This window comes from Saccharothrix sp. ST-888 (assembly GCF_000955975.1).
Lineage (GTDB): Bacteria > Actinomycetota > Actinomycetes > Streptomycetales > Streptomycetaceae > Kitasatospora.
In genome coordinates this window covers 1-9,809 of sequence record NZ_JYJF01000160.1, presented here as the reverse complement: position 1 = coordinate 9,809, position 9,809 = coordinate 1, and the positions used below count along the sequence as shown (strand labels likewise).

At 72.7% G+C, this 9,809-nt stretch carries 7 protein-coding genes; 6 read left to right on the top strand and 1 reads right to left on the bottom strand.

Features of this window, described 5'->3' with window-relative positions:
• Positions 1 to 40: 40 nt before the first annotated feature.
• From metG to UK12_RS30540, 6 genes are all read left to right on the top strand, one after another.
• The gene (gene metG / locus UK12_RS30570; protein WP_045306458.1) at positions 41 to 1,660 is read left to right on the top strand and encodes a methionine--tRNA ligase; all 1,620 of its coding nucleotides are present in this window, start codon (positions 41 to 43) and stop codon (positions 1,658 to 1,660) included.
• Positions 1,660 to 2,541: a TatD family hydrolase gene (locus UK12_RS30565; RefSeq protein WP_045306457.1), complete on the top strand. Its 882-nt coding sequence runs from the start codon at positions 1,660 to 1,662 to the stop codon at positions 2,539 to 2,541. Before metG ends, UK12_RS30565 begins: the two co-directional genes overlap by 1 nt.
• Positions 2,542 to 2,612: 71 nt before the next feature.
• Positions 2,613 to 3,212, top strand: coding sequence for a Uma2 family endonuclease (locus UK12_RS30560; protein WP_045306459.1), 600 nt, complete (start codon positions 2,613 to 2,615; stop codon positions 3,210 to 3,212).
• A gap of 28 nt (positions 3,213 to 3,240) precedes the next feature.
• Positions 3,241 to 4,125: a 16S rRNA (adenine(1518)-N(6)/adenine(1519)-N(6))-dimethyltransferase RsmA gene (gene rsmA / locus UK12_RS30555; protein WP_045306456.1), complete on the top strand. Its 885-nt coding sequence runs from the start codon at positions 3,241 to 3,243 to the stop codon at positions 4,123 to 4,125.
• Complete coding sequence (locus UK12_RS30550; RefSeq protein WP_197085295.1) at positions 4,125 to 5,042, top strand: 4-(cytidine 5'-diphospho)-2-C-methyl-D-erythritol kinase; 918 nt, start codon at positions 4,125 to 4,127, stop codon at positions 5,040 to 5,042. Before rsmA ends, UK12_RS30550 begins: the two co-directional genes overlap by 1 nt.
• 362 nt (positions 5,043 to 5,404) lie before the next feature.
• Positions 5,405 to 7,198 (top strand): ABC-F family ATP-binding cassette domain-containing protein, encoded by a 1,794-nt coding sequence (locus UK12_RS30540; RefSeq protein ID WP_045306453.1) that lies wholly within the window; start codon positions 5,405 to 5,407, stop codon positions 7,196 to 7,198.
• 108 nt (positions 7,199 to 7,306) lie between these two features.
• On the opposite strand, the gene UK12_RS44625 is transcribed toward UK12_RS30540, so the two are convergent.
• Entirely contained in the window at positions 7,307 to 9,319 is a 2,013-nt protein-coding gene (locus tag UK12_RS44625) for an FUSC family protein (RefSeq protein ID WP_045306452.1), read from the bottom strand.
• Between the last annotated feature and the right edge of the window lie 490 nt (positions 9,320 to 9,809).

The window sequence follows — 9,809 nt, the reverse complement described above, 5'->3', positions numbered from 1 at the left end:
GGTCGAGGGTGGTTCCTTCGCGCGGCTAAGATTTCTGAGCATGGCGGCCACTGAAGACCACAGCACCACCGAGCGCTCGAACTCGGCGTACTACGTCACCACCCCGATCTACTACGTGAACGATCGCCCGCACCTGGGCCACGCGTACACGACCGTCGCGGGCGACGTGCTGACCCGCTGGCACCGCCAGCGGGGCGAGCAGGTGTGGTACCTGACCGGTACGGACGAGCACGGTCAGAAGATCCTGCGCACCGCGGACGCCAACGGCGTCACCCCGCAGGAGTGGTGCGACAAGCTGGTCGAGGAGGCGTGGAAGCCGCTCTGGCAGCACCTGAACATCGCCAACGACGACTTCATCCGGACCACCCAGAAGCGGCACACCGACCGCGTCCAGGAGTTCGTCCAGGACCTGTACGACAAGGGCGAGATCTACAAGGGCGGCTACTCCGGCTGGTACTGCGTGGGCTGCGAGGAGTACAAGCTGCCCGGCGACCTGCTGCCCGGTGCGGGCGAGGACGAGAAGCTCTGCGCCGTGCACAAGCGGCCGGTCGAGTGGCTGGAGGAGGAGAACTACTTCTTCCGGCTCTCCGCGTACGGCCCGAAGCTGCTGGAGTTCTACGCCCAGAACCCCGACTTCATCGCGCCCGCCTCCGCGCGCAACGAGGTGCTGCGCTTCGTCGAGCAGGACCTCAAGGACCTGTCGATCTCCCGCTCCACCTTCAACTGGGGCGTGCCGCTGCCCTGGGACGAGAAGCACGTGCTGTACGTGTGGGTGGACGCGCTGCAGAACTACATCACCGCGGCCGGCTACGGCGCGGACCCGGAGCGCTTCGCCGAGCTGTGGCCGGCCTCGGTGCACCTGGTCGGCAAGGACATCCTGCGCTTCCACGCGGTGATCTGGCCCGCGATGCTGATGGCCGCGGGTCTGCCGCTGCCCAAGCGGGTCGTCGCCAACGGCTGGCTGATGGTCGGCGGCGAGAAGATGTCCAAGTCCAACCTGACCGGTATCGCGCCGACCGACCTGACCTCGCACTTCGGCGTGGACGCGTACCGCTACTACTTCCTGCGGGCGATTCCGTTCGGCACCGACGGCTCGTTCTCCTGGGAGGACTTCACCGCCCGGTACACCTCCGAGCTGGCCAACGACTTCGGCAACCTGGCCTCGCGGGTCGCGGCCATGGTCGGCAAGTACTTCGAGGGCGCGCTGCCCGCCGCGACCGCGCACGGGGACGCCGAGCAGGCCGTCGCCGACGCGCTGGTGAAGGCCACCGGGCTGGCCGACCGGAAGATCGGCGAGGAGCTGGACTTCGCGGGCGGCATCGCGGCGGTCTTCGACTTCGTCAAGCTGGTCAACGGCTACCTGACCGAGCAGGAGCCGTGGAAGGTCGCCAAGGACACCTCCGACGAGGGCCAGGCGCGGCTCGCCACCATCCTCTACTCCGCCGCCGAGGCGCTGCGGGCCACCGCCGTGCTGCTCAACCCGCTGATGCCGGTCGCCTCGCAGAAGCTGTGGGACTCGCTCGGCGCGGAGGAGTCGCTGGGCGCGCTGGGCGCGCAGACCATCGCCACCGTCGCCGACTGGGGCCGGCTGCCCGTCGGTTCCACCGTCACCAAGGGCGACATCCTGTTCCCCCGCCTGGAAGAGAAGCCCGCAGCCTGATGGCCAACGCCAAGGACGCCGACCGGACCACCCCGCCGCCGCTGCCCGAGCCGCTGGCGGTGGCGGTGGCCGACTCGCACACCCACCTGGACATGCAGTCCGGCACCCCCGCCGAGGGCCTGGCCAAGGCCGCCTCGGTCGGGGTGACCACGGTCGTCCAGGTGGGCTGCGACCTGCCCGGTTCGCGCTGGGCGGTGTCCCTGGCCGAGGAGTTCGAGCAGGTGCACGCGGCCGTCGCGCTGCACCCCAACGAGGCGCCGAGGATCTTCCTCGGTGACCCCGACGGCTGGTCCGGGCAGCAGCGTGAGCCCGGGGGCGCGGCGGCGCTCGACGCGGCGCTCGCCGAGATAGCCGCGCTGGCGGCGCTGCCGCAGGTGCGGGCCGTCGGCGAGACCGGACTGGACTACTTCCGGACCGGGCCCGAAGGCGTGGACATCCAGAAGGAGTCCTTCCGCCGCCACATCGAGATCGCCAAGCGGTACGGCAAGGCGCTGGTCATCCACGACCGGGACGCGCACGAGGACGTCATCGCCGTCCTGCTGGAGGAGGGCGCGCCCGAGCGGACGATCTTCCACTGCTACTCCGGCGACGCCGAGATGGCCAAGGTCTGCGCCGAGCACGGCTGGTACCTCTCCTTCGCCGGACCGGTCACCTTCAAGGCCAACCAGCCGCTGCGGGACGCCCTGCGCACCACCCCGCTGGACCGGATCCTGGTCGAGACCGACGCCCCCTTCCTCACCCCGCACCCGTACCGGGGCCGCCCCAACGCGCCGTACCTGATCCCGGTCACGGTCCGCTCGATGGCTGCGACCCTGGATCTGCACGAGGACGAGCTGGCGACGGCGATCGCGGCGAACACGGCGCGGGCGTTCGGGTACTGAACCGACTCGCACAGAGACCGGGTTGTGGAGAAACGATTCGGCACTCTTGCTGTGCCGCCATGCTGGTCAGCATGAGTGCAGTGAGGGAGGTGGCGATGACCGCCGAGCCTGTCGACTGGATGCATCCGCCGGCCCAGGGCTGGACGTACGAGCAGGTCAAGGATCTGGATCTGCCGTTCGATTGGGATCTGGTGGACGGAGTCGTCGTGGTCCGAGGGCAGACGAAGTGGTGGCACGACCAGGTGCGGGACCAGCTGCTCATCGCGCTGACCAGCGCGCGAGTCGCGCCCTACGTCGTGAACGTGGAGCGGTGTGTGCTGCTCGACGAGTACAACGTGACCCGACCTGACGTTGCCGTCATCGACAAGACCGGCCTCGACTTCTTCGAGGTGGAGCGCACTCCACCCGAGTCCGTGGTGCTGGCGGTCGAGGTCGTCTCACCCGGTTCCCGGGCCGCCGACCGCTTCCGCAGGCCCGGCCAGTACGCCGAGAAGAAGATCCCCTACTACTGGCGGGTCGAGCGGGGACTGGACAACCTCCCGATCGTCCACGAGTTCCACCGGGACGAGGAGAAGGGCGTCTACCTCCCGGTCGCCCAGCACGAAGGCGTGCTGCGCACCTCGCTGCCGTACCCCGTCGAGATCGACCTCAAGCAGGTCGTCGAACTCTGAGCACCGCTCCCGCCCGTATCCTTGCGGGGTGAGCAGCACTGACCCCACCCCTTCCGACAGTCACCTCCTCGGCGCGGCCGACATCCGGGAACTGGCGGCCGCGTTCGGCGTGAAGCCGACCAAGCAGCGCGGGCAGAACTTCGTGATCGACGGCAACACCGTGCGGCGGATCGTCCGGGCCGCCGGGGTGACGGCCGAGGACGCGGTGGTGGAGGTCGGTCCGGGGCTCGGGTCGCTGACGCTGGCGCTGCTGGAGGTCGCCGAGCACGTCACGGCGGTGGAGATCGACCCGCTGCTGGCTCAGCACCTGCCGACCACGGTGGCAGCCCGGATGCCCGAGCGGGCCGAGCGCTTCAGCCTGGTGCTCAGCGACGCCATGGAGGTCACCGAGCTGCCCGGCCCCGCGCCGACCGCGCTGGTCGCCAACCTCCCCTACAACGTGGCCGTCCCGGTGCTGCTGCACATGCTGGCCACCTTCCCCAGCATCGAGCGCACCCTGGTGATGGTGCAGTCCGAGGTCGCCGACCGGCTCGCCGCCAAGCCCGGCAACAAGGTGTACGGGGTGCCGTCGGTCAAGGCCAACTGGTACGCGGACGTGAAGCGGGCCGGGGCGATCGGCCGCAACGTCTTCTGGCCCGCGCCGAACGTGGACTCCGGCCTGGTCTCGCTGATCCGCCGGGAGCCGCCGAAGACCTCGGCCAGCCGCACGGAGGTCTTCGCGGTGGTGGACGCGGCGTTCGCCCAGCGCCGCAAGACCCTGCGGGCCGCGCTGGCCGGCTGGGCCGGCTCCCCCGCCGCCGCCGAGCAGGCGCTGGCCGGTGCCGGGATCGACCACAAGCTGCGCGGCGAGATGCTGACGGTGGAGCAGTTCGCGGCCATCGCCGAGCACAAGCCGAAGGCGGACGAGCAGTGATCACGGTACGGGTGCCGGCCAAGGTCAACGTCCAGCTGGGTGTCGGCGGCCTGCGCGCCGACGGCTTCCACGACCTGGCCAACGTCTTCTTCGCGGTCGCCCTCGGCGACGAGGTGACCGCCGAGGCCGGGGAGGCCGGGGAGGGCGTCACGCTCACCTGCACCGGCCCCGACGCCGCGAGCGTCCCGCTGGACGACAGCAACCTCGCCGCCCGTGCGGCCCGGCTGCTGGCCGCCCACCACGGCCTCACACCGAACGTCCGGCTGCACATCGCCAAGGCCATCCCGGTCGCGGGCGGCATGGCGGGCGGCAGCGCGGACGGTGCCGCCGCGCTGGTGGCCTGCGATGCGCTGTGGGGCCTGGACACGCCGTTCGAGACCCTGCTGGAGCTCGCCGCCGAGCTCGGTTCGGACGTGCCGTTCGCGCTGGTCGGCGGGGTCGCCCTGGGGCGCGGGCGGGGTGAGATCCTGCAGCCGCTGCCGGTCACCGGTACGTTCCACTGGGTCTTCGCGGTCGCCGACGGCGGCCTCTCCACCCCGGCGGTCTTCCGCGAGTGCGACCGCCTGCGGGAGCAGGCGGGCACCGGTTCGTCGGAGGCCGACGTCCCCACCCCGGACGCCGACCCGGCGCTGCTCGCGGCGCTCGCCGACGGCGACCCGGCCGCACTGGCCGCCGCTCTGGTCAACGACCTCCAAGCCCCCGCGCTGTCGCTGCGCCCCGCGCTCGCGGACACCCTGCGAGCCGGTACCGAGGCCGGGGCGATCGGTGCCCTGGTCTCCGGCTCCGGGCCGACCTGCGCCTTCCTCGCCAAGGACGCCGAAGCAGCCGTCGCCATCGCCAAGTCCCTTGAGGCATCCGGGACTTGCCGGGCCGCCCACCCGACGTACGGGCCCGTGGCGGGTGCTCGGGTCCGCTGAGGACCCGGCCTGCCGATCCGGGCGGTACCCGCGTCGGGACCGAGGCGACGGAGGGGCGAGACGGGGCAGCACGCAGCCGGTGCGGCGCCGCGTTCCTGCTGCTGTTCCCGGTGCTGGGGCCGCGGAAGGTCCAGGTCGGGGAGGGCATCGGGCTGCGTGGTGACCCGCAGCCCCGGGGGCGCCGATCCCGCTGGTCCTCGGCCTTTTCCCGGGCCTTCCCGGCCGCCGCCGCGCTGCTGTACACGGGGTCGATCGGGCCGGCCGCGGCCGAGACGATCTTCTCGTAGCCCGTCCGTGGCACGGCGACCACTAGGCTGGTAGCTCGGAGAACACTCCCGACCCCTCCCAGGAGCGCAGCAGCAGTGGCCGTCAATCTCGCCACCATCGAGTCCGTCACCAAGGTCTACGGCACGCGGGCTCTACTCGACGGGGTGAGCCTCGGCGTCAGCGAGGGAGACAGGATCGGGGTCGTCGGCCGCAACGGCGACGGCAAGACCACCCTGATCCGGATGCTCGCCAAGCTGGAGGAACCGGACACCGGCCGGATCACCCACTCCGGTGGTCTGAACCTCGCGGTGCTCACCCAGCACGACTCGCTCGACCCGAAGGCCACCATCCGGCACGAGGTGATCGCCGACCGCGCCGACCACGAGTGGCTCGGCGACAGCCGGATCCGCGACATCGTCCAGGGCCTGTTCGGCGGCCTCGACCTGCCCGGCTTCAAGGACGGGCTGGACACCGTGATCGGCCCGCTCTCCGGTGGCGAGCGCCGCCGGATCGCGCTGGCCAAGCTGCTGCTCGGCGAGCCCGACCTGATCGTCCTGGACGAGCCGACCAACCACCTCGACGTCGAGGGCATCGCCTGGCTCGCCCAGCACCTGCAGAAGCGCCGCTCCGCGCTGGTCTGCGTCACCCACGACCGGTGGTTCCTCGACCAGGTCTGCACCCGGATGTGGGACGTCCAGCGCGGCGAGGTCCGCGAGTACGAGGGCGGCTACTCCGACTACGTCTTCGCCCGCGCCGAGCGTTCCAGGATCGAGGCCACCGAGGAGCAGAAGCGGCAGAACCTGGCCCGCAAGGAGCTGGCCTGGCTGCGCCGCGGCGCCCCCGCCCGTACGTCGAAGCCGCGCTACCGGATCGAGGCCGCCAACGCGCTGATCGCCGACGTCCCGGAGCCGCGCGACAAGAGCGAGCTGATGAAGTTCGCCAACGCCCGGCTGGGCCGTACGGTCTTCGACCTGGAGGACGTCACCGTCAAGGCCGGGGAGAAGCTGCTGCTGGAGCGGCTCACCTGGCAGCTCGGCCCCGGCGACCGGATCGGCCTGCTCGGCGTCAACGGCGCGGGCAAGACCTCGCTGCTGCGGGCCATGCAGGTGGCCTTCGCCACCGAGGGCGACGTCCAGCCCTCCGGCGGTGTGATCAAGGTCGGCAAGACGGTGCGGCTGGCGTACCTCTCGCAGGAGGTGCACGAGCTGGACCCGGAGATCCGGGTGCTGCAGGCCGTCGAGCAGGTGCGCGGGCGGGTCGACCTCGGCAAGGGCCGGGAAATGAGCGCCGGTCAGCTGTGCGAGCAGTTCGGCTTCACCAAGGACAAGCAGTGGACGCCGGTCGGCGACCTGTCGGGTGGTGAGCGCCGCCGCCTGCAGCTGCTGCGCCTGCTGATGGACGAGCCCAACGTGCTGTTCCTGGACGAGCCCACCAACGACCTCGACATCGAGACCCTCAACCAGCTGGAGGACCTGCTCGACGGGTGGCCCGGCTCGATGGTCGTGATCAGCCACGACCGCTTCTTCATCGAGCGGACCACCGACACCGCGTACGCGCTGCTCGGGGACCGCCGGATGCGGATGCTGCCCGGCGGGGTCGACGAGTACCTGCAGCGGCGTGCGCAGCTGGCCGAGGCGGCGGCCCCGGCGGTCGCCGCTCCGGTCGCGGCGAAGCCGGCCGCGGACCAGCGGGTGGCCAAGAAGGAGATGCAGAAGCTGGAGCGCCAGATCGCCAAGCTGGACCAGCAGGAGTCCAAGCTGCACACCCAACTCGCCGACCACGCCGCCGACTTCTCCAAGGTCGCGGAGCTGGACGCCCAGCTGCGCAAGGTCCGGGAGGAGAAGGAGGAGCTGGAGCTGGCCTGGCTGGAGCTCGCCGAGCAGGTCTGAGGGCCTGCTGCGCGGCGGCGGCCGGCGGCGCGGGTGACCGCGTGAAACGGCCGCCGTCCGGGGTGCGGCCGGGCGCCGGAGCCACGGAGGGGCCCGGACCTGCCGGGGCTAGTGGCCGAGCAGGACGTCGAGTTCGTCGGCGGCCCGGCCGATGGCGCTGCGGGAGGGGTCGTGCGGGCCGGTGGGGCGGGCGGCCCTTCCGGTCGGCGGATGGTGGGTGCGGGCGGCAGCCGTCAGGCGGTCGAGGGCGTTGAACACCCGCTGGATCTCGGCGGGTTCGGGGGACCGGTCGCCGTAGCGGATCTGGGCGGCGTACGCGGCGACCGCGCCGCTGAGACGCTCCAGGGCGGCGGTCGCGGGCAGCCACCGGGCGGCGAGCCGTCCGGCGGGCGGAGGCTCGGTGAGCCCGTGCTGCACTTCCTGGCGGGCGTCGGCCAGCGCCCGGTAGGCGGTACGGCGCAGCCAGACCTCGGCGACCGGCGCCTGCGGGGACTCGACCACCGAGGCCAGGTACTCGCGCAGTGCGGTGGCGGCGGTGACCAGCCGGGGTTCGATCCGGTGCGGGGGCCGCTCGGGCCACAGCAGGTAGCCGAAGACCAGCACGATCACGCTGGCCAGGACGGTGTCCAGGACCCTCGGCCAGAACTCGGCCGCCCCGCTCTCCCCGCCGAGCTGGACCAGGACCAGGGCCATCGGCGTCATCACGGCGGTGTTCAGCCCGTAGTGCGCGGCCGCCGAGTACGGCAGCAGCGCGACGCAGACCGAGGCGATCAGTGCCAGCGCCCACTTGTCGGTGGTGGCCAGCAGCAGCGCGGCCGTCACCGCCACACCGAGGACCGTGCCGACCGAGCGGCTGACGGCCCGCAGGAAGACCGAGCCCAGGTCCGGCTTGAGGACGAAGGCGACCGTCATCGGCACCCAGTAGCTGCGGTTGAGCGGCAGTGCGGCGGTCGTCGCCTCCGCCACCGCGATGCAGAGCGCGACCCGCAGGCCGTACCGGACCGAGCCCCGGGAGAGCAGCCCGACCCGCAGCCGCCACGGGTCGGGGGGTGGTGCGGGTGCGGTGCCGAGTTCGGCGGGGCGGCCCGCCACGGTGTCGGTCGCGGCGCGCAGGGCGACGTCCAGGGCCTTGAGGGCCGGGGTGTCGGGCACCCAGTCCGGGTAGTCGGGCTGCGGTCCGCCGAGCACCGCCCGGGCCAGCTGCCCGGGCAGCGCGGCCACGGCGGGCGGGACCGGGCGCCAGGCCCAGAGCAGTCCGCTGGCCGTCTCGGTCGCGGCCAGCCCCGCTTCGTACATCCGGCGCAGCCGCTGGACGTGGTCCGGCTCCTGGCGGCCGGGGCGGGCGTGCGGCAGCAGGTCCTGGAGCTGGTTCAGCCGGGCGGTCAGCACCTGGCGGGAGGCCGCGCCCTGCGACGTGCCGAGTGCGGCGAGGGTGTCGCCGAGCGCCTCGTACGCGGCCGCCAGGGCGCGGCGGCGGGGGTCGGAGCGGGGAAAGGTGCCGTGGGCGCGGTGGGGCAGGCCGAGCAGGACCACGTACCCGGCGCCGACCGGCATCATCAGCGGCGCCGCCCACCACGGGTGCGGCAGCGCCATGCCGCCGCCGAGGGAGGCCGAGACCAGCAGCAGCATCCCGGACGCCGAACCGCTCGGCCCGGTGGCGCTGATCGCGCCGGAGGCGAAGGCGACGGCGGTCAGCGCGAGGCCGACGGTCACCGGACCGCTGCCCGCGTGCTGGAGGGCGGCGCCGATCAGCATGCCGAGGGAGGAGGCGAGCAGGGCGGTGGCGATCCTCGGCGCGCGCAGCCGGGTCGGCTCGACGCGGTCGTTCATGGTCGCGTGCATCGCGCCGAGGCCGGCGAAGACGCCGAGGTCGAGCCGGCCCAGGAGCAGGCCGAGCAGGAGCGGGGTCCCCATCCCGAGCGCGGCCCGGATCATCAGCGTCCCGGGCAGCGGCGGCCTGGCCGGACGGGCGGCGTGGGCCCACCAGGCCGGGGAGCGGCCGGAGTCGGCGGGTCCCGCCGGACCGGGGACCGGGCCGGGTACTGGACCGGCGGGGTTCGGCGGCGGGGCGGCGGGGCCCTGGACCGGGTCGGCGGGGCCGGGGGCTGACAAGAGGTTCACATGCCTTCCGCTGATGCCCCGGCCGCCGCGAGGGCGTCAGGGCGTCGCTGCTGTGCGACATTGCGCGGCAGATGAGGTCGGACCGGGGCGAACCGGTGCGGGCCCAGTCTATCGGCGGCCGGGGTCTGCCTCGGAGGTGCCGTCGTAGCGGTGGTGTCACAGCCGAGACCCGGCGGATGCGGCGGTCACGGGACGGTCGGAAGCGCTGACGGGGCGGCAGCTCCGTCCGCTGGGGAGGGCGTCCGGAGCGGGCGGGACGGCGGTACGTCGGCGGTGGGCCCGGCAGCGCTGCCGAGCGGCCTCGGGTGGAGTTCTTGCGGTGCTGGACCCGGATGCGGCCGGCCGGAGCCCCGCGCCCGGATGGAGCGGGTCCCGTTAGGCTGAAACCACCCCATCCGGCTCTTAAGGAGAGCGACCGCGTGACGACCCGTGAGCAGGCGATCGAGGCGGCCCAGCAGTGGATCAACGGTGGGCGGCCGGAGGAGGAGTG